Genomic DNA, 19164 nt, shown 5'->3' on the forward strand with positions numbered 1-19164 from the left:
TGAATTATTATTGTTCACATTGCGAGAACAGTCTGTTTCCCGGACGGCTCCTGGCATGCGGCTGCATTTTGATAAATCTTCCGCGCAGCAGTGATCAAGTGGGATCGCTTGTATCCAAAGGAGCAATTATGGCCAAGGTTCTCGTTCTCTACTATTCGGCATACGGACACGTCGAAACCATGGCTTACGCCGTGGCCGAAGGCGCCAAGTCTGCCGGCGCCGAAGTCGACGTCAAGCGCGTTCCGGAACTGGTGCCGGACGAGATCGCCAAGGCCTCTCATTTCAAGCTCGACCAGGCCGCGCCGATCGCCCATGTCGAGGAGCTTGCCCAATACGACGCGATCATCTTCGGCGCCGGCACGCGCTTCGGCACCGTTGCTTCGCAGATGCGCAACTTCATCGATCAGACGGGCAGCCTGTGGGCGTCTGGCAAGCTGGTCGGCAAGGTCGGCTCGGTCTTCACGTCCTCGGCCACCCAGCATGGCGGTCAGGAATCCACCATCCTCGGCTTCATTCCGACGCTGATGCATCACGGCATGGTCGTCGCTGGTCTTCCCTACGCCTTCCAGGGCCAGATGGGCCTTGACGAAATCAAGGGCGGCTCGCCCTATGGCGCCTCGACGATCACCGATGCCGACGGCTCGCGCCAGCCGTCCGAGGTCGAACTCCAGGCGGCCCGCTTCCAGGGCGCGCACGTCGCCAAGATCGCTGCGAAGCTTTCGGCCTGATCATTTCGACGCAATCGTTTCAAGAGCTTAGGCGGCGCCGCAAGGGGCCGCCTTTTTGTTTTGCGGCTAGCCTTTCCGGGTGATTCGCGAATGTGGCAATTCGTACCACACTTGTGCTAATATCCGCGGCGTTCGGCATTGAGTATGCCTTTGACGAGGAGGAATGCAGGGCCGTGCGGCAACGGCCCGCCGAAGACGGAAACGTCTTTCGGATTATCGGGAGGGAAGTATGGCGCGAATTACGTACACCATCGTTCCTCATGACGGCGGATGGGCCTATAAGGCCGCCGACGCCTTTTCGGAACCCTTTCCCAACCGCGAAACGGCGCTTGCCGCCGCCAAGGCCGCCGCCGCCGAACAGCAAGTCGGCGGCGACGACGAGGAGATCAGCTTCCAAGACGAAGAGGGCCACTGGCACTTCGAACACACGGATGGCGGCGATCGGCCTGAAGCGACCGTCGAAGACGGCTGAAACGGTCAAGGCGACCGGCTCATTGCGAACACATAGCGTTTAGTATTGCGTGCACACCATCTCTCCACGGAGGATATTCGATGCACTACAGCGTTCAGATCTTCACCTGGACCCCGCGGCAGGGTGTCCACCAGGTCGGATCGGCAATCGAGGTGGACGCCCCCAATTCCAAGGCGGCAGCGGTCTCGCTTCTCGGCCTCAGGCTGGAAAACCAGGGATGCGCAACGAAACTCGCCGTCCGCGTCTGGCACGACGACGCCTACCAGGCGGAATGCGATTGTTATTACTACAACAACTGAGCGGCCAGTCTCGCCGGCGCAACGTATCGCTCTCCTGAGAGCGTCGGATGCGCCTATCCTGTTGATCCTTGAAAACCGATTGCCTGGTGCGGGCGGCGGGGATCGAACCCGCACAGCCAAGGCCGAGGGATTTTAAGTCCCTTGCGTCTACCAGTTTCGCCACGCCCGCATACAGCCTAGATCAAACACTCAGGTCAAACAGTCAAGGGTGATCGGGGGTTTCGGGGTGGACAACGCGCTTAGGCGCGCTGTTCTCTCGTCTTCATGAAAGTGAAGACGGCCGCGGCAATCAGCGCCCCAAGGCCGTAGACGATAAACGCGTCGACAAACGGCCAGCCCGAATTGAACGAGTAGATGGCGGGTGCGGGAAACAACAGAACCGCCAAACCCGCGAGGCGCGAGGAAAAGACGCTCAAAGCCGAAACCTTCCTCAGCAGCCATCCAATGAGCATGCCCACCACCACCATCGATATCGCTGCACCGAAAACAAGCGCCAACATTGGTTCCCCTCATCTAAGCCACCATGGGGACGATAAGCTGATGCGTGTATCATCGATACGAATCATCTTATAGTTCCAATCGACTTGGCGCTTGCGGACGACAGTCAAGCCTTCAGTGTCAAGCGCTCAAGGACCGTGGCCAACCCGCCGAGATCCGCAATCTCGCGAAAACGCGGATGGTCCTCCGGCTTATCGTGGTGTTCGAACGACCAGGTGAGCGCGTGCGGGACATAGACACCCCAGCTTCCGGCACCGAGTGCAGGCACGATATCCGACTTCAGCGAATTGCCGACCATCATGCTTTTCAGCGCTCCGTCGCCGTGGCGTTTGAAGATGCGCTCGTAGGTGGCGACGGTCTTGTCGCTGACGATCTCGACGGCGTTGAAGTAGTCGCCAAGGCCGGAGGCGGCGAGCTTGCGCTCCTGGTCGAAGAGATCGCCCTTGGTGATCATGACAAGGCGAAAATGGCCGTGAAGCGCCTCGAGGGTTTCCTTGACATGCGGCAGCGGCTCGACCGGGTGCACGAGCATGTCGCGCCCAACGGCGAGGATTTCTGCGATGACCGAGGAGGGGACTTTGCCACCGGTAACGTCAACGGCGGTTTCGACCATGGAGAGCACGAAGCCCTTAATGCCGAAGCCGTAGAGCCCAAGGTTGCGCTTCTCTGCGGCAAGCAGCCGGTCGGAGAGATGTTCGGTGTCGGTGTGCGGCCTCAGAAGCTCGGCGAAGCGCGCTTCCGTCAGCCGGAAGAACTGCTCGTTCTGCCAGAGTGTATCGTCGGCATCGAAGCCGACGGTCGTTACAGTATGGGGCATAATATTACGGTCCGGCAATCTTGAAGGGTTGGTCGACGCTGGCACTTTTGCCGCTGTTGACGTCATTGAAGTGGAAGCGCAGCACATAGTCGCCGGCAGGCGCGCCGGAAACGTCGATGGTCAGCGTCGAATAGATTTCCTGGTTTCTGAGGTGGCCGGTGAAGGTGAAATCGCCGAACGCCTTCTGGCCGGCGAGCACGTCGCCCTTCGGATTGAGAATATCGAAATCAACGGTGAAGTGGCTTTCGAGTTGGCCTTTCGTTGCCGAATCCTTCCAGGTGAGGCCGATCGGCTCGATATAGGAGATCAGCGACTCTCCCTCCTTGAAGACTGCGCCCTCGCGCGGATCGTACATGGCGTAGCCAGTCGGCGCCTTGGTCACGAAAACCGCCTTGCCGATCGCCAGCGGCAACGTTTGCGAAAAGTCGCTCATCGCCTGGCGGAGCAGGTCATGGGCTTTCGCCGCGTCGCCGGAAGCCGCGAGCTTTTCGGCCTGCACCGCCGCGTCGGCAAGCGGGCCGGCATGGGCCGCGAGACCAGCCGAAAGCGTCACGGCGGCGGTCAGCATCGCCAGACGACGTATATGTTTCACCATGACGTTCCCCCATCGCCGGTTTCGACCGACTTTCGGCATCTGCTGCACCGAGTCAAGACGATAGGGCCGCCAGGCGAATGGTCAATGCTTCCAGAAGACCGGCGTCAGGATTACCAGCACGGTCAGCACTTCGAGACGACCGAGCAGCATCATCAGCGACAGCAGATAGAGTTCGGGATCGCCGAGCGTCGAGAAGTTGCCGGCCGGCCCGATGATCGGACCAAGGCCCGGGCCGACATTGGAAAGGCAGGTAATGACGGCCGAGGTTGCGGTGACCAGATCGTAGCCGAGCGCGCCCATGGCGAGACTGCCGAGCACCCAGAGCAGCATATAGGTGATGAAGAACAGGAAGATGGAGCGTTGCGTGTCCGCGTCGACGGTGTTGCCGCCATAGCGCACCGCATAGATCGCATTGGGGTAGACGATCTTGTTCAAACCCGACCGGATCGCATTGAAGAGCACGATGAAGCGATAGGCCTTGATGCCACCGGCGGTCGAGCCGGAGCAACCGCCCATGAAGGTGGCGATGAAGGCTGCGATGACGACGAAGGGCCCCCAGAGGCTGTAGTCCTGGCTGGCATAGCCGCTGGTCGAGAGGATAGAGGTGATGTTGAAGAAGGAGTGTGCCAGAGCCAGATGGAATTCCACGCCATTGGCGAGCCGATGATAGACGGCAACGGCAATCGAGAAGGCCGAGAGATAGCCGAGGAACACGATGATCTGCGGGTCGCGCAGCGCATCCAGCCTGCCACGGGCGACGAGCACGATCAGGATCGAGAAGGGTAGGCTGCAAAGCGCCATGAAGAAGGTGGCGGTCCAGAGCAGCGGAATGCTGCCGAAATAGGCGAAGGATGCGTCATGGGTGGAAAAGCCACCCGTCGCCACCGTCGACATCGCGTGGTTGATCGCATCGAAGCGGTTCATGCCCGTCAGGAAATAGCCGATCGTGCAGAGAAGCGTGATGACGACATAGATCGCGAGGAAAGCGCGGCTGAAGCTCGCGAGCCGGGCAAATGGTTTGTCGCCGGTGTCGGAGGATTCCATCTTGAAGAACGACATGCCGCCGACCCTGAGATAGGGGATGATGAACAGGCCGAGCACGACGATGCCGATGCCGCCGAGCCAGCACAAAAGTGACCGCCAGAGGAGGAGCCCGGGCGGCGCATCGTCCAGACCGACGATCACTGTCGCACCGGTCGTCGTGATGGCCGAGACGGATTCGAACAGTGCCTGGGCAAAATCGAGCTTCATCGATGACAGCCAGAGCGGGATCGCGCCGACAACCGAGAACACGGCCCACAGCATATTGACGAGAACAAAGCCGAACTTCTTGGAGAAGGGCGGCGGGCCCATGCGCGTCGCCATGAAGGTCGCAAGCGAAAGGCCGCCGACCATGAACGCCGAAGCGGCAAAGATCTGCCAATCCGAATGGCCGTAATAGAGATCGACCATCGCCGGCACCAACATGGCGCAGGCAAGATATATGCCGAGGATCGCCGAAATGTGCACGGCATGCCGGATCAGGGTTGCGTTCAAGCGTTTATTTCCCGGAAGAACAGTGTGGCCGTGCCGGCGGAACGGTCAGTGCGTCATTTTCAACGCCGGCCCGATTCGAGTCAAAGCCATGGCTTCGGGCGTTGCGATGTGCAATAGCGACGGCCAGCGACCAACTCAACGGAAGACCGCACGTGATGAAGCAGGATGTCGAAACCGCAACCGAAGCCTTGCGGGAGATCTTCCCGCCGACGCCGCTGCAGCTCAACGAGCATTTGAGCGCACGCTACGGTGCGAATATTTATCTGAAGCGCGAGGATCTTTCGCCGGTTCGCTCCTATAAGATCAGGGGCGCCTTCAACTTCTTCCGCAAGGCGATCGGTGCCGGCGCCTCGGGTAAGACCTTCGTCTGCGCCTCGGCCGGCAACCATGCCCAGGGCTTCGCCTTCGTCTGCCGCCATTTCGGCGTTCCGGGTGTCGTGTTCATGCCGGTGACGACGCCGCAGCAGAAGATCGACAAGACCAGGATGTTCGGCGGCGAGTTCATCACCATCAAGCTGGTCGGCGATATCTTCGACCAGTGCTACAAGGCGGCCCGCGATCACGTGGACGCAATCGGCGGTGTCATGGTGCCGCCTTTCGACCACGCCGACATCATCGAGGGACAGGCAAGCGTCGCGGCGGAAATTGCCTGGCAACTGCCGGAAGAGGTGGTTCCGGATCTCGTCGTGCTGCCGGTTGGCGGTGGCGGTCTTGCCGCCGGCGTCACCGGCTACCTCAAGGATAAGGTTGCAGCCGATCACTTCATCTTCTGCGAGCCGTCGGGTGCGCCGAGCCTGCGCGAAAGCCTGGAAACCGGCAGCGTCGTGACCCTCGATCAGGTCGACAACTTCGTCGACGGTGCCGCGGTTGGGCGCATCGGCGACCTCAATTTTGCGGCACTTCGGCGTTTCTCGCCTGACCAGGTCATGTTGCTGTCGGAGAACGCGATCTGCCAGACGATCATCGACATGCTGAATGTCGAAGGCGTCGTGCTTGAGCCGGCTGGCGCTCTTTCGATCTCGGCGCTGGAAGCGCTGGGACCGGAGACGCTTGCGGGCAAGACGGTGGTCGCGGTCGTTTCCGGCGGCAACTTTGATTTCGAGCGCCTGCCTGACGTCAAGGAGCGGGCGATGCGCCACGCCGGCCTCAAGAAGTACTTCATCCTGCGCATGGCACAGCGGCCGGGCGCGCTCCGCGACTTCCTCAACCTGCTCGGCGACGAGGACGATATCTCGCGCTTCGAATATCTGAAGAAGTCAGCGCGCAACTTCGGTTCCATCCTGATCGGCATCGAGACGAAACATGCCGAGAATTTCCCGGTGCTGAAGGCTCGCTTCGACGCCGCGGGGCTGCGCTACCAGGACATTACCGAGAACGAGATCCTTTCCAACCTCATCATCTGACGGGAGTGGGCGTCGCGGTCAATTATCGGCACTTAGGCTTTGACAGTGTCGGCCGCGGCGTCTAAGTCTTGGGCATGGCATCGTTTTTCTCGAAATTGTTCGGCCGATCCGGCAACTCCGAAGACCAGGCGCAGGCAGCACCGGGGAAATCCGAGGCCTATGCGGATTGCACCATCCGTGCGACACCGATGCGCGAGGGCTCGCAGTACCGTCTGGCGGGTAACATCGAGAAGGCCTCGGCCGAAGGCGGCGCCAAGGTTCGCAGCTTCATCCGTGCCGATCTCTTCACGTCCGAGCAGGACGCGATCGACGCGGCGCTGCGCAAGGGGCGCCAGATCATCGACCAGACTGGCCCGTCGCTGTTTTCCGACGACGCCTCGTCGCGCCAGGTCTGAGCCGGCCTGTCTCTTCAAGATAATCTAATGTAAACATAAGCTTGCCTGTCGAAGCTCATGTCTTGCGGTAGGAATGCCGTGGACTTGTGTCGGCGGTTCAGCCGGCTGGTCGACTGCGCGCCAAGTGTGTGGGCGGCCGCAAGCGGCAGCCCACACTGATCGGTTGGGGGCTCAGAGCTTAATGCGGAAGCGCGCAAAACCTTCGGCGGCGTCGCCAGCGTCCTCGATCGTCACGCCCTTCACCTGTGCCAGGAACTGCCGTGCCTTCGGTCCACTGTCAAATGTCACGCTCGTCCCGGCGAGCGGAACGAAGGTCCAGTTGGCGTCGGCCGACGGATTGATCGTGCCCTGGCCGATGATGTAGCGCACCACCACATCGCGGTTGGTGTCGGGAGCCACAAACACCACCTTGTCGGCGGTGATGTCGGGGAAGTTGCCGCCGCCGCCGGCCCGGTAGTTGTTGGTGGCGACGACGAATTTCTGCGCCGGATCAATCGCTTGTCCATTGAACTGCAGGTTCTTGATGCGGTTCGAGGCGGCGTTGATCGTGTTGCCGTCCTTGTCGAACTTCGGCGGTACGGAAAGGTCGATCTGATAGGTGACCCCGTCGATGACGTCGAAATTGTAGGACGGGAAGCCGCCGTTGATCAGCGGCGCGTCGGAAGCCCCCGGCTTGACCTCGTTGAAGATGCCGGCCGACATTTCCAGCCAGTTGCGCACCTGTTCGCCTGTTATGACCACGGCCTGCACCGTGTTCGGATAAAGGTAGAGATCGGCGACGTTCTTGATCGCGATGTCGCCGGCCGGAACGTCGGTGTAGTAATCGGCGCCGCCGCGGCCGCCGGCCTTGAAGGGGGCCGCGGCCGAAAGCACCGGCAGGTCGCGGTGCTCGGTGTCCTTCAGCATGTCCTTGATGTACCAGGTCTGCGCCTGGCTGACGATCTGGACCGACGGGTCGTCGGCAACCAGGGCGAAGTAGGAATAGAGCGGCGCGCTGGTCTTGCCGACGGGCGTGCGCACATAGGCAAGCGTCGCCTCGTGGTCCTTTTGTGCGGCGGCCAGAACGTCTTGTCGATCGGCGACTTCAGCCACGACTTTCTTTTCAACGCGGCGATAGATTGGCCGCGCTTCGCTTGTCGAGCTGACGACGCGCCAAGCTCCACCCTCACGCTCGATCAAGAGGTCGATCACGCCGAGATGCGAACCCCAGAAGCCGCCCATGACGCCGGGCTTGCCGGAGATCAGGCCCTTCTTGTTGTCGACGCCGCCAACACCGTCGAACTTCGGCCCAGGAAAATCGAGATGGCTGTGACCGGTGACGATCGCATCGATGCCTTCGATCGCGGCGAGCGGAACGGATGCGTTCTCGAGGTTCTCCGCATAGGCTTCCTGGCCAATGCCGGAGTGGGAGAGCGCCACGACGATGTCGGCGCCTTCCTCGCGCATCTGCGGCACCCAGGCTTCCGCCGCCTTGACGATGTCGCGGGCATTGGCCTTGCCCTCCAGGTGCTTGGCGTCCCAGGTCATGATCTGCGGCGGTACGAAGCCGATGAGACCGATGCGGATCTGATGCTCCTGGCCGGAACCGTCCTTCACCTTGCGGTCGAGGATGACATAGGGCTTCAGGAACAGCTCGTCCTCCCGCGCACTGGCGGCAAGCGCTCCCTTCGTCAGGTTGGCGCAGACGAGCGGGAAGTTCGCCCCGTTCAGCACCTTGAACATGAAGTCCAGGCCATAGTTGAATTCGTGGTTGCCGAGCGTGCCACAGTCATAGCCGAGCACGTTCATGGCCGCGACGATCGGGTGGAGATCGCCGTCCTTCATGCCACGCTGATAGGCGATGTAGTCGCCCATCGGGTTGCCCTGCAGGAAGTCGCCGTTGTCCACGAGGATGGAGTTGGTCGCTTCGGCGCGGATGGCGTCGATGATGGAGGCGGTGCGCGCAAGTCCGACCGTGTCGTTCGGCTTGTCGCCGTAATAGTCGTAGGGGAAGACGTGGACGTGCAGGTCCGTCGTTTCCATGATCCTGAGATGCGCCTGGTTGGCGGCAGCGCGAACCGAGAATGGATGCAACATGACGAGTGCCGAGGACGCTGCGGCCCCCGCAAGAAGCGAGCGGCGCGTGAGGTTAAGCGGGGAAGTCATCGATGTCATGCGGTCCTCCATTGATCAAGAATGCGGGTCTTCATGGAAACGGGATGCAATCGGGAGTTTTGTTCGTCGGAAGGCGAACGACGGTGGGTGGGCGCCGACTATGCCGGAAAGCCGACGTTTCCGAAAGCGGCAGATTTTCGCACTGAAAGGTTGAGCGACAGCGGACATCCGGTAAAGTTTTCTTCAAGTTTCCTGGTTAACGGTGCTTGAGGAAACGGAACTTTCTCAAGCACATGCCAAACGCCAACCTTCTTCTCTTCGTCGGCGAGGCGCTGGTCTACGTCACGGCGATGATCGGGCTTTTGCACCTTCGTGCCCGGTTGGGTCTCGGGGTCTTTGTCGCCGCCCTCGGCGTCATGCACTTCATCGAAACCTATCTCGCTGCGGTCTTCTATGTGCAACTGCCGTTCGGCGTGATTTCTCCCGGATCGGCCGTCCTGTTTTCCGGCAAGCTGATGATGATCCTCCTCCTCTATGTGAAGGAGGACGCAGCAACGGTGCGCCAGCCGATCTATGGTCTGCTCGCCGGCAATTTCCTGACGGTGGCGCTCAGCCTTCTGCTGCGGCAGCACGATACGGTGTCGATCGTGGCGGAGCGCTCCGCCGACCTCGCCTTCATCGACGAGATGGGGTGGCTGATGGTCTGGGGAACGACGATCCTCTACTTCGATGCGCTGATGATCATCCTGCTCTACGAGCGCCTCGGGCGGTGGTTGCGTCACTTCGTGACCGTCCGTTTCCTCATCTGCGGTTTCGTGGTGCTCACCTTCGATCAGGCCGCCTTCTATGCGGCGCTGCGCTGGTGGAACGGCGCCCCGGCCGAGGTCTTCTGGGGCGGCTGGATGGCGAAAATGCTGGCAGCACCCTTCTATGCCATTTCCGTCGGACTTTATCTCAACCTCTCGCGCCACCCGTCGCTTGCCATGTCGGACCGGCCGCTTGGCGACATCTTCAACACGTTGACCTTCCGTGAGCGCTACGAGGACCTCTTGTCGCGCTCCGGGCAGGACACGCTGACGGGCTCGCTCGACCGCAGCCGGTTCGAGGCCGAGGCACCGGCAATGCTGCGCGCCGCGAGCGCCGAAAACGCAGCCGTGACGCTGATGATCATCGACGTCGACCACTTCAAGGGTGTGAACGATCGATTTGGCCACCTGGAAGGGGACCGTGTGTTGCAGCGTCTGGTGGAAACGATGAAGTCGAAATTGCGCCCGGTCGACCGGCTGTTTCGCTATGGCGGCGAGGAATTCGTGATCCTGTGTCCGGCAATGATGCATGCCGATGCGCTGCGCCGCGCCGAGGAGATCCGGATTGCGATCTCAGATCAGATTGCGACGCCGGACGGTCGCTCGGTTACGGCGAGTATCGGGCTTTCTTCGACGCCTGCCGATGGGGTCTCTGTCGAGGATTTACTGGCGCAGGCCGATCTGAGGCTCTACGCCGCCAAGGGACGCGGCCGCAATTGCGTCGTCGGCCGATAGGTTTTCGGCCGCTTTCAGATGCCGACATTGGGCCGATCGATGATTTCGCGCAGCGAGAAGCTGGAATTGATCTTCACCACATGGGGCAAGGCCGAAAGCCAGTCACGGTGAATGCGTTCGTAGTCTTGCAGATCCTTGGCCGCGACCCGCAGGATGTAGTCATATTCTCCCGACATCAGGTAGCAGACAAGCACGTTCGGACAGAGCTTTACCGCTGCCTCGAATTCGGCGAGCGTCTTTGCGAACTGCTCCGAGAGCGAAATATGCACGATGACCATGATCTGGTAGTCGAGCGCCTTGTGGGCGATCCGCGCATGGTATCCGGCGATCGTTCCCGATTTTTCCAGGATGTCGACGCGCCGAGAACAGGCGGACGGAGAGAGTCCGACCTTCGCTGCGAGGTCGGCATTCGAGATCCGGCCGTTTTGCTGAAGAATGCGCAGAATCGCATGATCGATGGCATCAAGTTCGCTCATTCGTGATTTCCCTCAATCCTGCGCCCATTGTCGCAACATTCTTCGAAATCAATGCGCGCTGGCTTTCGTCTTTGCAAGGACATTCGATTGTCGGCGTGTTTTGCTGATTGCCTCATCAAAAGCGGCGCAAAGCCCAACAGGAGAGGAACGCAAGGATGCGTGTCGGTTGCCCGAAGGAAATCAAAAACCATGAATATCGTGTCGGCCTGACGCCCGGCTCGGTGCGTGAATATGTTGCCCATGGCCACGAGGTAATCGTGGAGACCAAGGCCGGGGCAGGGATCGGCGCGGACGACGATGCGTACCGTGCCGCTGGCGCGAAAATCGTCGCGACGGCGAAGGACGTGTTCGAAAAGTCGGACATGATCGTCAAGGTCAAGGAGCCGCAGCCCTCCGAATGGGCGCAACTGCGCGAAGGCCAAATTCTCTATACCTATCTGCATCTTGCGCCCGATCCGGAACAGACCAAGGGCCTGTTGAATTCCGGCGTCACGGCGATTGCCTATGAAACCGTCACCGACGATCGCGGCGGCCTTCCGCTGCTTGCGCCGATGTCGGAAGTTGCCGGGCGCTTGGCGATCCAGGCCGGTGCGACCTCGCTGCAAAAGGCCAATGGTGGCCGCGGCATCCTGCTCGGTGGCGTGCCGGGCGTGCTGCCGGCCAAGGTGACCGTCATCGGCGGCGGTGTCGTCGGCCTGCATGCCGCCCGCATGGCGGCGGGTCTTGGCGCTGACGTCAGCATCATCGATCGCTCGATCCCGCGTCTGCGCCAGCTCGACGATCTCTTTGCCGGTCGCGTGCACACGCGCTATTCGACCATCGACGCGCTGGAAGAGGAAGTGTTTTCAGCCGATCTTGTCATCGGCGCCGTGCTCATCCCGGGGGCAGCAGCACCAAAGCTTGTGACCCGCGAAATGCTGACCGGCATGAAGAAGGGGGCCGTCATCGTCGATGTCGCCATCGACCAGGGCGGCTGCTTCGAAACCTCGCATGCCACGACCCATTCCGATCCGACGTATGAAGTCGACGGCATCGTGCATTACTGCGTTGCGAACATGCCGGGTGCCGTGCCGGTGACCTCGGCGCATGCGCTCAACAACGCGACACTGCATTATGGTCTGCAGCTCGCCGACAAGGGCCTGAAAGCGATTGCCGAAGACCGGCATCTGCGCGCCGGCCTCAACGTGCACCGCGGTCGCGTCACCAACGCGCCTGTCGCCGAAGCGCTCGGCTATGATGCCTATGCGCCGGAGGCGGCGCTGAACGTCGCCTGACGGAATTGATCCAGCGGCCCGGCAAGCGATGCCGGGCCGATTGCCACGAAGGCGTCAGGCGGTGACGATCCGGCACTGGTAGCAGTTGTACATGGTCGAGCGCACATGGACGGCTGAAATGTCGGATCGTGCCAGTAGTTCATTCGCTCGAGTTTCAAGCTGTTCCCTGGTGATGACGTCACCGGTCCCATAGACGATCCGTTCGTCGGGGCCGTAGCCGCGCAGGAGATAGCTGTCACGCGAGCTCAGGATCGGCGGCAGGGTTTCGCCATCATGCGCCGGGCACGCCTCGGCGTGCATGAACACCGGGCCGGTTTCCGCGTAAGGCTGCAATGAGGAAAACGGTCGAAGCGCGAAAACCAAATAGGGCGCGCCGGCTTCGACATAATCCAGGCAATGACGGCACGGTACGCCGTCGCCATCGGAGATCTGTCGCTCCGGCGCATTGCCATACGCGTCCAGCCCGCCCTCTCTCATCCGGCGGGCTTCCGCGTCAGACATCGGAATATAGCGCAGCGACATGGTGTATCTCCTTGATCGGCTTGAATTGTTCGATCAGGAGAGTGCACCGGCCGCAGCCATCGGGACACCCGGAACTTGCCGGATGGTGTTCGTCAGAGGTTTTTCACCAGGCTCAGAAGCTCGGCATCGGTCAAAGGCTCGACCGTGGCCTCGCGGGTCGCGACTGGCGAGAAGCCGAATTGCTGATAGAGCTGCAGCGCGCGGGGATGGTCGAGGTTGTTGGTGGTCACCTTCAGCTTGCTCGGATTCAGCGCCCAGGCGGCAAACAGCGTCTGCAGCAGGAACCATTTGCCGAGCCCGAGGCCGAGTGCGTGTTCCATCAGCCCGAAATGCACAAGTTCGACCACATCGTCGTCGCCCTGATGCAGTTCGAAGAATCCGGCCGGCGCGCCGTTGACGTAAAGAACCGTCACGCTCCTCCGCTTGTCGCCAAGCAGTGCTGCCAGATCCTCGTCGCTCATCCGCAGCCGTTCGGTCCAGTGCCAGCGACGTCCGACGCGCAGATAGAGAAACCGATAGTAGCCGAGCGGAATGTCGGAGACGCGCAGGATCGCCGTCTGGATATTGACCGGCATCGGCAGGCTCTGCTTCGGCGGAGCGGTCATTTCGAGTTCGGTGACGTGCGCCGTCAGTGAGGCGAGCTTCGGAGGGCGCATGGCGTCACTCGCGACCTGTGACGACGGCGGTGTCGGTGCGGCCACCCCATTCCGACCAGGATCCGTCATAGAGCGTGTTGTCGGTGTGGCCGAGCGACTGTAGCGCCAGGGTGATGATGGCGGCAGTTACGCCCGATCCGCAGGTCGTGACCACGGGCTTCGAAAGATCGACGCCGGCCGCTGCGAAGGTCTGGCGGAGGTTCTCAAGATCCTTGAGCTTCCCGTTTTCCGAAAAGACGCCGGAAGGAAGGCTGTGGGCGCCGGGCATGTGACCGGAACGAAGGCCGGCACGCGGCTCGGCTTCCTCGCCATAAAAACGCGGGGCGCCACGGGCATCGGCGATCTGGATCGTGCCGTCGGCGACGATCTGCTTCATTCCGGCCAAGGAGGTAACGGCGGTGGGCGTAAAGCTCGGCTTGAACGTGGCCCGCTTGGGCGAGGGGACATCCGTGCTGACGGGTCGGCCTTCCCGGTTCCAGCCGTCCATGCCGCCATCGAGCACATAGACATTCTTGGCACCCATGATGCGCAGTTCCCACCAGACGCGCGGCGCCGTCATGATGCCCGGGCCGTCATAGACGACGATCGTATCCGTCTCGCTGACGCCAAGCGTGCCGACGGCTTCAGCAAAGGCTTCCGGCGAAGGCAGCGTATGCGGCAGGCCGCTCGTATGGTCGGCAATGGCATCCTGGTCGAAGAAGACAGCACCGGGAATGTGGCCGGCGTCGTATTCCGCCTTCGGGTTGCGCTTCTGTGCCGGCAGGTACCACGACGCGTCGAGGATCCGGATCGAGGGATCGCCGAGGCGCTCCTGCAGCCAATCGGCGGAAACGACAAAGGCGCTCTTGTTGTTGGTCACGATCGCAACTCCTTACTCAAACTGATGCGCGGTCTTCGGCGGTGCCGAAGCGGATACGGAACCGGCGGTTCTCCTTACCCTTTTTCTCGATCTTGGCGATGTGGATGGGGCCGACTTCCTGCGTCTCCGACACATGCGTACCGCCGCAGGGCTGGCTGTCGACCGCCGAGTTCTCGCCGATGCAGACAAGGCTGACGCGCCCAAGGCCGATCGGCGGGCGAACATTCTTCGACTTGACGATGCCGGGGTTGGCGGCCAACTCGTCGTCGGTAATCCACTGGACGTAAACGGGGTGGTTTTCATCGACGAGCTTCATCAGCGCTGTTGTGACCTCGTCTCGGTCGATCGTCTCGTTCATGTCGAAATCGACACGGCTCTCGTCCTCGCCGACCGACGCTCCGGTGATCGGGAAGGGGCAGACGACCGAAAGCAGATGGCAGGCCGTGTGCATGCGCATCAGCCGGTAGCGGCGCGGCCAGTCGATGTGCAGAACCAGCTTCTCGCCGATCTCGGGCGCCGGCTGGCCCTCGGCCGGCACATGGATGATGATATCCTTGGTCTCCCCATGGCGGGCGACCGCGATGTCGATGCGGCTGCCATCGGCGCGCTCCAGAAAACCCGTGTCGCCAGGCTGGCCGCCGGAGGTGGCATAGAAGCAGGTCTGATCAAGCTCGATCCCGCCATCTTCGAGGATTCCGGTGACGCTGGCCTCACATGTCGAGAGGTAGAAGTCGTCACGGAAGAGGGCAGTCACGGTCCTGGTCATCGCATTCCTATCCAACTGATTCGTATGGCACTGCAATGTTGGAAGCCGTCTTCAACCACGTCGGCACCGGCAGCCCCTTGGAGGCGAGGAAGTCCGGGTTGAAGAGCTTCGACTGATAGCGGTTACCATAGTCGCACAGGATCGTCACGATCGTATGTCCCGGCCCGAGGTCCTTGGCGAGCCGCACGGCCCCGGCGATGTTGATGCCCGTCGAGCCACCCACGCAAATGCCTTCCCGCTCGATCAGGTCGAAGACGTAAGGCACGGCTTCCGAATCGGGAATCTGGTACGAGAAGTCGGGAGTGAAGCCTTCCAGATTGGCGGTGATTCGGCCCTGGCCGATGCCCTCGGTGATCGAGCTTCCTTCGGATTTCAGTTCGCCATTGGCGTAGAAATTGTAGAGGGCCGCCCCTTGCGGGTCCGCCAGGCCGATCTTGACCGCGGGGTTTTTGGCTCTGAGGCCCTGGGCGACGCCGGCCAGCGTGCCGCCGGAGCCGACGGCGCAGATGAAGCCGTCGACTTTACCGTCCGTGTCGCGCCAGATCTCGGGCGCCGTGGACTCCACATGGGCGTCACGGTTGGCGACGTTGTCGAACTGGTTGGCCCAGATCGCCCCGTTTGGCTCGGTCTTGGCCAGTTGCTCGGCGAGGCGGCCGGAGATCTTCACGTAGTTGTTGGGGTTCTTGTAGGGAACGGCCGGTACTTCGACCAGCTCGGCGCCGAGCAGCCGCAGGGCGTCCTTCTTTTCCTGGCTCTGGGTTTCCGGAATGACGATGACGGTGCGGTAGCCGAGCGCCTGGCCGACCAGCGCCAGGCCGATGCCGGTATTGCCGGCCGTACCTTCGACGATGACACCGCCCGGCCGCAACTGGCCGGTGCGCTCCGCATGGCGAATGATCCAGAGCGCCGCGCGGTCCTTCACCGATTGTCCGGGGTTCAGAAACTCGGCCTTGCCGAGGATCGTGCAGCCTGTCGCGTCGGATACGGATTTCAGCCGGATCAGAGGCGTGTTTCCGATTGCTTCGAGCACGGACGGGAGAATGGCCATTTTCAGAACCTCGTGTTTGAGGACAGGCACCGCGGTAAGGCGGCACGTACCAGGTAAAAGCGAACGGCGGCCAGCGAATATCGACAACGTTCCGGGACCGCCGAAATGTTGGCGTGTTTTCGGCTCAGCCTGCACTTCAGGCAAGAAATAGCGTTTCGCCGTCGCTCTGTCCCGAACAAAAATCGTCTCCAGGGACTGCGAGAGCCGGCGGCAAGGAGCGCTGCCGCGAAGAAGGGCCGGGCAAGTCATTTTTCGCCCACAGAAGGAGATGCGTACGTGTTTCCCGGCGCGTGCCGAGGAGTGAGTGATGAGTATTCAATCTACGAAATCGGAACAGAAACTGGCTTGGGTGACGGGCGCAAGCTCGGGAACCGGGCGGGCACTGGCGCTCGCGCTGGTGCGGGAAGGCTATTCCGTCGTCGTGACGGCGAGAAACCACGACAGGCTCGTGGACCTGCAGCATGAAGCAGCAAGCGAAGGGCGGATCACCGTGCTCGACGGCGATGTCACTGACCCTGCCGACATGGAGCGGGTGATGGCGGCGATCGAATATGATCATGGGCACCTTTCGCTCGTGGTGCTGAACGCCGGGGTCGCGCTGCCGGTGCGCGGAGACGAGCTTCACCGCGAGGCCTTCGAGAAGAGCTTTGCCGTCAACCTCAACGGCGTCGTCAACTGTCTCTTGCCGGCGGTGGACCACATGAAGACGCAGGGGTACGGACACATCGCCATCGTCTCGTCGGTGGCCGGCTACGGCGGACTGCCGACCAGTGCCGCCTATGGCGCCACCAAGGCCGCGCTGATCAATATGGCGGAAAGCCTGAAGTTCGATCTCGACCGGCTCGGCGTCCGGCTGCAGATCATCAGCCCCGGCTTCGTCGATACGCCCGGGACCGCGCGCATTCGCTTTCTGCGACCGGCGCCGGTGAACAGTGAAGAGGCGGCAAGGCGCATCGTTGCCGGCCTGAAGTCGCGAAGGTTCGAAATTGCCTTCCCACGCCGGTTTGCCTACGCGGTGAAGCTCATGGACCTGCTGCCCTACAGCCTCTATTTCCGCCTGCTGAACTGGCTGACCCGCGGCAAGGCGGAGGCCATGGAAGGACAGAAGCGCGCCGGACCCGGCGGCCGTCCCCGTCAGGCGGTGTGAAGCACCAGTACCGCGCCGAAGATGAGCGCCAGTCCGACCCAGCCGATCGGCTTCAGCTTCTGACCGAACAGGAAGCGGCCGCAGATGGCCGTCCCGAAGATCCCGGTTGCGCCAAGTACGGCATAGGCGATGGCGAGCTCCATGCCCTTGATGGCTTCCGCCAGGAAGGCAAAGGCGGCGAGCACTAGCAGAATCGAAAGGATGCCCCAGCCGCGGCGGGCGAACCCTTCCGATTTCGTCGAGGCGAGGTTGGCCGCAATATCGAGGATGCCGGCCACGACCGCGAGAACGAAGTAGATGCTAGGCGCGCTCATCGGCGGCTCCTTCACGCGCTGCCTCGTCCTCATCATGATACTCGCCGGCATTGACGAGCAGGATGCCGACGATCGCCATCGAAAGCCCGAGCATTTCGCGTCCGGTCAGCACATGGCCGAAGACGAAAACCGAAACCAGGGTGATGATGGCGACGCCCGAACCTTCCCAGATCGCATAGGCGACGCCGACCGATATCGTCTTCACCGCCTTTGCCAGGAAGACGTAGGAGAGTGCGATCGAGACATACATGACGATGTGGCCGAGATAGGAGCCGCTTTCGGAAGCGGCCTTCATCACCGTCAGGCCCACCACTTCGGTCGCGATGGCGAGCGCGAGGAAAAACCATGCAAGACGCATGCTGTACCTTTGAACAGAAACTTGGATCGACCGCCTCTTAAGCGCTACGGGTCACGCGGTAAAGACGCCCCGTGCGCTTCACTCGAAGACGATCTGCCGGACGTCGATGTTGCGGGCACGGAACCCGGCCTCGCAGTAGTAGAAGTAGAACTCCCACAGCCGCTTGAAGCGCAGGTCGAAGCCGAGCGGCTCGATCCTGTTCCAGACCGCCCAGAACCGCTCCCGCCATTCGCCGAGTGTGCGGGCATAGTCGACGCCAAAGCCGAAGTCGTTGATCATCCGCAGGCCGACATTGCGGCCAAGCTCGACCAGATGCTCGCGCGTTGGCAGCATCCCGCCCGGGAAGACGTATTTCTGGATGAAATCCGGATTGGAACGATACTCCTCGTAGGATTCGGGCTTGATCGTGATGATCTGCAGTCCGGCCTTGCCCCCGGGTTTCAGGCACCGCTTCAGCTGCGAGAAATAGGTTGCCCAGAATTTTTCGCCGACGGCCTCGAACATCTCGATCGAGACAATGCGGTCATAGGTACCCTTTTCTTCACGATAGTCCTGGAACTTCAATTCGACCCGGTCGGCAAGGCCCGCACGCTGCATGCGTTCGCGTGCGAAGGCCAGTTGCTCGCGGCTGATCGTCAGCCCGGTGACCTTGCAGCCGATTTCCGTTGCCGCAAATTCGGCAAAGCCGCCCCAGCCGCAGCCGATCTCAAGCACATGATCGCCGGTGCGCAGGTTCGTCGCTTCCGCGAGCGCGCGGTATTTGGCTTTCTGCGCTGAGCGAAGATCATTGGCGCCCGTTGCATAAAGCGCAGACGAATAGGTCATGCTCGGATCCAGCCATTCGCTGTAGAAGGCGTTGCCGAGGTCGTAATGGGCCGAGATGTTGCGGCGCGCGCCGGAGTGGGTGTTGGCATTGCGCCAGTGCAGGAACTTGTCGAAAAGGCGCAGGAGCCCGCGCGCACGGTTCGGAAAATTCCTGCCGATTTCGGCGTTGACGAGGAACAGTTCGAGAAAGGCGCCGACATCGGGGCTGTCCCAGTCGCCGTCGATGTAGCTTTCCGCAGCCCCGATGGTGCCGCCCGAGATAGCACGCTGCGGCAGGTTCCAGTTGTTGAGGTTGAGGATGGCGCTGGGGCCGGCCCTGGCGCCTTTGATCACGAGCCTGCGGCCGTCTGGCGTGGCGAGCATCAACGTTCCCACTTGAAGGTGCACCAGGGCGCCAAGCACCATGCGCGCCTTGAGCGGAAAATCCCGCACGGCCGTCGCCAGATTTTCGGAAGATAGCTCCAGCGCACCGGCATATGCAGCAAAATCGGCTTCCAGGTTACGCATACACCACCCCCTCAGCTGTTGCATCCGTAACGTG

General features: G+C 61.6%; 22 protein-coding genes and 1 tRNA gene. 8 read left to right on the forward strand and 15 right to left on the reverse strand.

What is annotated here, in order from left to right:
• Nucleotides 1-128 precede the first annotated feature (128 nt).
• The 3 genes from wrbA to IB279_RS08730 all read left to right on the forward strand — a co-directional run bounded on the left by wrbA (nucleotide 129) and on the right by IB279_RS08730 (nucleotide 1499).
• Nucleotides 129-728 carry an NAD(P)H:quinone oxidoreductase gene (gene wrbA / locus IB279_RS08720; RefSeq protein ID WP_034791083.1) on the forward strand — a complete coding sequence of 200 codons (600 nt, stop codon included), beginning with the start codon at nucleotides 129-131 and terminating at the stop codon, nucleotides 726-728.
• 229 nt (nucleotides 729-957) lie between these two features.
• Nucleotides 958-1200 carry a DUF2188 domain-containing protein gene (locus IB279_RS08725; RefSeq protein WP_034791085.1) on the forward strand — a complete coding sequence of 81 codons (243 nt, stop codon included), beginning with the start codon at nucleotides 958-960 and terminating at the stop codon, nucleotides 1198-1200.
• A gap of 80 nt (nucleotides 1201-1280) precedes the next feature.
• Complete coding sequence (locus IB279_RS08730) at nucleotides 1281-1499, forward strand: hypothetical protein (protein ID WP_034791089.1); 219 nt, start codon at nucleotides 1281-1283, stop codon at nucleotides 1497-1499.
• Nucleotides 1500-1583: 84 nt separating this feature from the next.
• Here IB279_RS08730 and IB279_RS08735 read toward each other — a convergent pair.
• From IB279_RS08735 to IB279_RS08755, 5 genes are all read right to left on the reverse strand, one after another.
• Nucleotides 1584-1668, reverse strand: a tRNA-Leu gene (locus tag IB279_RS08735).
• Nucleotides 1669-1738: 70 nt separating this feature from the next.
• On the reverse strand, nucleotides 1739-1999 hold the full coding sequence (locus tag IB279_RS08740) for a hypothetical protein (RefSeq protein ID WP_113188668.1): 261 nt from the start codon (nucleotides 1997-1999) through the stop codon (nucleotides 1739-1741).
• A gap of 104 nt (nucleotides 2000-2103) precedes the next feature.
• Complete coding sequence (locus IB279_RS08745; protein ID WP_210187439.1) at nucleotides 2104-2814, reverse strand: HAD family hydrolase; 711 nt, start codon at nucleotides 2812-2814, stop codon at nucleotides 2104-2106.
• 4 nt (nucleotides 2815-2818) lie between these two features.
• Nucleotides 2819-3409, reverse strand: a complete 591-nt coding sequence (locus IB279_RS08750) for a hypothetical protein (protein WP_034791097.1) — start codon at nucleotides 3407-3409, stop codon at nucleotides 2819-2821.
• Between the two features lie 81 nt (nucleotides 3410-3490).
• On the reverse strand, nucleotides 3491-4945 hold the full coding sequence (locus IB279_RS08755) for a TrkH family potassium uptake protein (RefSeq protein WP_034791099.1): 1455 nt from the start codon (nucleotides 4943-4945) through the stop codon (nucleotides 3491-3493).
• Nucleotides 4946-5100: 155 nt separating this feature from the next.
• Here IB279_RS08755 and ilvA point away from each other — a divergent pair, with 155 nt between their 5' ends.
• Together ilvA and IB279_RS08765 are read left to right on the forward strand one after the other, a co-directional pair.
• Complete coding sequence (gene ilvA / locus IB279_RS08760; protein ID WP_090295555.1) at nucleotides 5101-6348, forward strand: threonine ammonia-lyase; 1248 nt, start codon at nucleotides 5101-5103, stop codon at nucleotides 6346-6348.
• A gap of 74 nt (nucleotides 6349-6422) precedes the next feature.
• The gene (locus tag IB279_RS08765; protein ID WP_113188669.1) at nucleotides 6423-6743 is read left to right on the forward strand and encodes an HlyU family transcriptional regulator; all 321 of its coding nucleotides are present in this window, start codon (nucleotides 6423-6425) and stop codon (nucleotides 6741-6743) included.
• Nucleotides 6744-6914: 171 nt separating this feature from the next.
• Here the strand turns inward: IB279_RS08765 and IB279_RS08770 are convergent, their stop codons facing one another.
• The gene (locus IB279_RS08770; RefSeq protein WP_113188740.1) at nucleotides 6915-8888 is read right to left on the reverse strand and encodes a bifunctional 2',3'-cyclic-nucleotide 2'-phosphodiesterase/3'-nucleotidase; all 1974 of its coding nucleotides are present in this window, start codon (nucleotides 8886-8888) and stop codon (nucleotides 6915-6917) included.
• Between the two features lie 242 nt (nucleotides 8889-9130).
• Here IB279_RS08770 and IB279_RS08775 point away from each other — a divergent pair, with 242 nt between their 5' ends.
• Entirely contained in the window at nucleotides 9131-10378 is a 1248-nt protein-coding gene (locus IB279_RS08775) for a diguanylate cyclase (RefSeq protein ID WP_192339147.1), read from the forward strand.
• A 14-nt stretch (nucleotides 10379-10392) separates the two neighbouring features.
• Here IB279_RS08775 and IB279_RS08780 read toward each other — a convergent pair whose 3' ends face one another.
• Nucleotides 10393-10854: an Lrp/AsnC family transcriptional regulator gene (locus IB279_RS08780; protein WP_192339148.1), complete on the reverse strand. Its 462-nt coding sequence runs from the start codon at nucleotides 10852-10854 to the stop codon at nucleotides 10393-10395.
• 155 nt (nucleotides 10855-11009) lie between these two features.
• Here IB279_RS08780 and ald point away from each other — a divergent pair, with 155 nt between their 5' ends.
• The gene (gene ald, locus IB279_RS08785; RefSeq protein ID WP_060517092.1) at nucleotides 11010-12128 is read left to right on the forward strand and encodes an alanine dehydrogenase; all 1119 of its coding nucleotides are present in this window, start codon (nucleotides 11010-11012) and stop codon (nucleotides 12126-12128) included.
• A gap of 54 nt (nucleotides 12129-12182) precedes the next feature.
• Here the strand turns inward: ald and IB279_RS08790 are convergent, their stop codons facing one another.
• The 5 genes from IB279_RS08790 to IB279_RS08810 form a co-directional block, all read right to left on the reverse strand.
• Nucleotides 12183-12650 (reverse strand): DUF1203 domain-containing protein, encoded by a 468-nt coding sequence (locus tag IB279_RS08790; RefSeq protein WP_113188671.1) that lies wholly within the window; start codon nucleotides 12648-12650, stop codon nucleotides 12183-12185.
• A gap of 92 nt (nucleotides 12651-12742) precedes the next feature.
• Nucleotides 12743-13306, reverse strand: coding sequence for a GNAT family N-acetyltransferase (locus tag IB279_RS08795; protein ID WP_034791121.1), 564 nt, complete (start codon nucleotides 13304-13306; stop codon nucleotides 12743-12745).
• A 4-nt stretch (nucleotides 13307-13310) separates the two neighbouring features.
• Nucleotides 13311-14165 carry a 3-mercaptopyruvate sulfurtransferase gene (gene sseA / locus IB279_RS08800; protein ID WP_162741262.1) on the reverse strand — a complete coding sequence of 285 codons (855 nt, stop codon included), beginning with the start codon at nucleotides 14163-14165 and terminating at the stop codon, nucleotides 13311-13313.
• Nucleotides 14166-14181: 16 nt separating this feature from the next.
• On the reverse strand, nucleotides 14182-14931 hold the full coding sequence (locus IB279_RS08805; RefSeq protein ID WP_113188672.1) for an alanyl-tRNA editing protein: 750 nt from the start codon (nucleotides 14929-14931) through the stop codon (nucleotides 14182-14184).
• 7 nt (nucleotides 14932-14938) lie between these two features.
• Complete coding sequence (locus IB279_RS08810) at nucleotides 14939-15979, reverse strand: cysteine synthase A (RefSeq protein WP_060517101.1); 1041 nt, start codon at nucleotides 15977-15979, stop codon at nucleotides 14939-14941.
• Between the two features lie 304 nt (nucleotides 15980-16283).
• On the opposite strand from IB279_RS08810, the gene IB279_RS08815 reads away from it, so the two are divergent.
• The gene (locus IB279_RS08815) at nucleotides 16284-17126 is read left to right on the forward strand and encodes an SDR family oxidoreductase (RefSeq protein WP_051659213.1); all 843 of its coding nucleotides are present in this window, start codon (nucleotides 16284-16286) and stop codon (nucleotides 17124-17126) included.
• Here the strand turns inward: IB279_RS08815 and IB279_RS08820 are convergent.
• From IB279_RS08820 to IB279_RS08830, 3 genes are all read right to left on the reverse strand, one after another.
• Complete coding sequence (locus IB279_RS08820) at nucleotides 17114-17440, reverse strand: SMR family transporter (RefSeq protein ID WP_034791131.1); 327 nt, start codon at nucleotides 17438-17440, stop codon at nucleotides 17114-17116. The genes IB279_RS08815 and IB279_RS08820 overlap by 13 nt on opposite strands.
• Entirely contained in the window at nucleotides 17427-17798 is a 372-nt protein-coding gene (locus tag IB279_RS08825) for an SMR family transporter (RefSeq protein WP_060517105.1), read from the reverse strand. The genes IB279_RS08820 and IB279_RS08825 overlap by 14 nt, the downstream gene beginning before the upstream one ends.
• Nucleotides 17799-17876: 78 nt before the next feature.
• Nucleotides 17877-19130 (reverse strand): cyclopropane-fatty-acyl-phospholipid synthase family protein, encoded by a 1254-nt coding sequence (locus tag IB279_RS08830; RefSeq protein ID WP_113188673.1) that lies wholly within the window; start codon nucleotides 19128-19130, stop codon nucleotides 17877-17879.
• Nucleotides 19131-19164: the final 34 nt, after the last annotated feature.

Origin of the sequence: Ensifer sp. ENS06, assembly GCF_014852205.1 — a bacterium.
Taxonomy (GTDB): domain Bacteria; phylum Pseudomonadota; class Alphaproteobacteria; order Rhizobiales; family Rhizobiaceae; genus Ensifer; species Ensifer adhaerens.